Raw genomic sequence first — 2,177 nt, 5'->3', positions numbered from 1 at the left:
GCCCTCGACCTGCCCGGCCGCCGCTCGGTGCCGGCCCTGCTGATCGAACTCGGCCTCCTCCACGAGACCACCCTCGTCACCGCCCTCTCGGACGCCACCGGACTCGCGATCCTGCGCGACGACGAGCTGCCGCCGAGCCCGGTCCTGCCGGAGGCGATCGGCGCCGACTACTGCGCCCGCGCCCGGGTGCTGCCGCTGCTGGCGGAGCCCGACCGTCTCGTCGTCGCCATCGTCGACGCCTTCGACGCGGAGACGACGGCCGCGCTCGAGCACCTGACCGACCGCCTGGTCGAGCGCCGGCTCGTGGGCCCGAGCGCCTTCGAGCGCTCGCATCGCGCAGTCTACGGCGACGTGCCCGGCGCCGACCAGGAGGACGGCGGCGAAGACGACCTCACGCGGCTGCAGGACGTGGCGAGCCAGGCGCCGATCGTCCGCCTCGCCGCGCGCCTCGTGCGCAAGGCGTTCGAGCTCTCGGCCTCGGACATCCACCTGGAGGCGGAGGAAGCGGACATGCGCGTCCGCTACCGCGTCGACGGCGTGCTGGTGGAGGCCGAGCGGCTCGCCAAGTCGGTGCAGCTCGCCCTGACCACGCGCATCAAGATCCAGGCCGGCCTCAACATCGCCGAGCGCCGCCTGCCCCAGGACGGGCGCATGAAGGCGCCGGACCGCGGCCAGGACGTGGACATCCGCGTCTCGACCCTGCCAACCGCCCACGGCGAAAGCGTGGTCCTGCGCGTGCTCGACGGTTCGCGCCGGGTCGAGGACTTCACCTCCCTCGGCTTCGACGCGCCGGCGATCGCCCGCATCGGGGCGATGACGAGCCGCCCCAACGGCCTCGTCCTCGTCACCGGGCCGACCGGTTCCGGCAAGACCACCACGCTCTACGCGGCCCTGCGGCGCATCAACGGGCCCCATCTCAAGGTCGTCACCGTCGAGGACCCGGTCGAGTATCGGATGGCCGGCGTCAACCAGGTCCAGGCCCATCCCGGCATCGGCCTCGACTTCGCCGCGGCGTTGCGCTCGATCCTGCGCCAGGACCCGGACGTGGTGATGATCGGCGAGATCCGCGACGGCGAGACCGCCCGCATCGCGGTCCAGGCGGCGTTGACCGGCCACCTCGTCGTCTCGACGCTCCACACCAACTCCGCGCCGGCCACCGTCACCCGGCTGATGGACATGGGCGTCGAGCCCTACCTGCTCGCCGCGGTGCTGAACGGCGTGGTCGCCCAGCGCCTGGTCCGCCGGCTCTGCCCGGCCTGCGCCCGCGACGAGCCGGCGACCGACCAGGAGCGTCTGCGCCTACGCGTCGCGCCCGGCACGCCGCTCAGCCTGAAGCGCGCCTGCGGCTGCGAGGCGTGCACCGGCACCGGTTATCGCGGCCGCATGGTCGTGTCCGAGATCATGCCCCTCGACGGCCGCCTGCGCGGCCTCATCACCGCGTCGGCCGGCGAGCAGGCCATCGCCGCCGCGGCGCATGAGGCGGGAATGGCGAGCCTCGCCGAGACCGGGCGCGCCCGCGTGATCGCCGGCGAGACGACTCTCGACGAGATCGGGCGCGTGCTGGAAGGATCGGTCTGATGGCGGCGTTCGCGTACAAGGCCTACGCCGCAGACGGCCGCGCGCGCAGCGGCCGGGTCGAGGCCGAGAGCCGCCAGCGGGCGGTGGCGAAGCTGCGGCTGGACGGCCTCCAGGTCTTCGCCATCGAGGCCGCGGCCGAGGCGATCCCGTTCTGGCGCCGGGACCTGCTCGGCCGCGACCGGGTGAACGACGCGGCCCGCATCGCCTTCCTGAAGGAGTTCGGAACCCTCGTCGCCGCGGGGCTGACCGTGGACCGGGCGCTGCGCCTGGTCGAGCGGCAGGCGTCGGGGGCGTTGAAGCCGATCATCGCCGACGTGCTCGAGCGGGTGGTCGGCGGAGCCTCGCTGTCACGGGCGATGGCGTCCCATCCTCAAGCCTTCCCGGCCGACATGGTCGACATCCTGCGCGCGGGCGAGGCGACCGGCACCCTCGTCGACGTGCTGGCCTCGCTCACCGCCTCGATCGAGCGCCGCGACGCCGTGCGCCGCCACCTCTCCTCCGCACTGATCTACCCGGCGCTGCTCGTGCTGATGGCGATCGGCACCCTCGTCATGATCGTCGGCGTGCTGGTGCCCGCGCTGGCGCCGCTGTTCGAGGGC

General features: G+C 73.7%; 2 protein-coding genes. Both read left to right on the top strand.

All coding sequences use genetic code 11. From position 1 onward, the window contains the following. On the top strand, nucleotides 1-1,578 hold a 1,578-nt coding region (locus tag FV222_RS23930; RefSeq protein ID WP_147815815.1), incomplete at its 5' end, for a GspE/PulE family protein. Beyond that, nucleotides 1,578-2,177, top strand: a 600-nt coding sequence (locus tag FV222_RS23925; RefSeq protein ID WP_187277450.1) for a type II secretion system F family protein, incomplete at its 3' end; no start/stop codon positions are given. The genes FV222_RS23930 and FV222_RS23925, both read left to right, overlap by 1 nt.

Origin of the sequence: Methylobacterium sp. WL103 (assembly GCF_008039885.1) — a bacterium.
Lineage (GTDB): Bacteria > Pseudomonadota > Alphaproteobacteria > Rhizobiales > Beijerinckiaceae > Methylobacterium > Methylobacterium cerastii.
The sequence above is the reverse complement of the archived record's forward strand: the minus strand, read 5'-3'. Positions and strand labels throughout refer to the sequence as shown.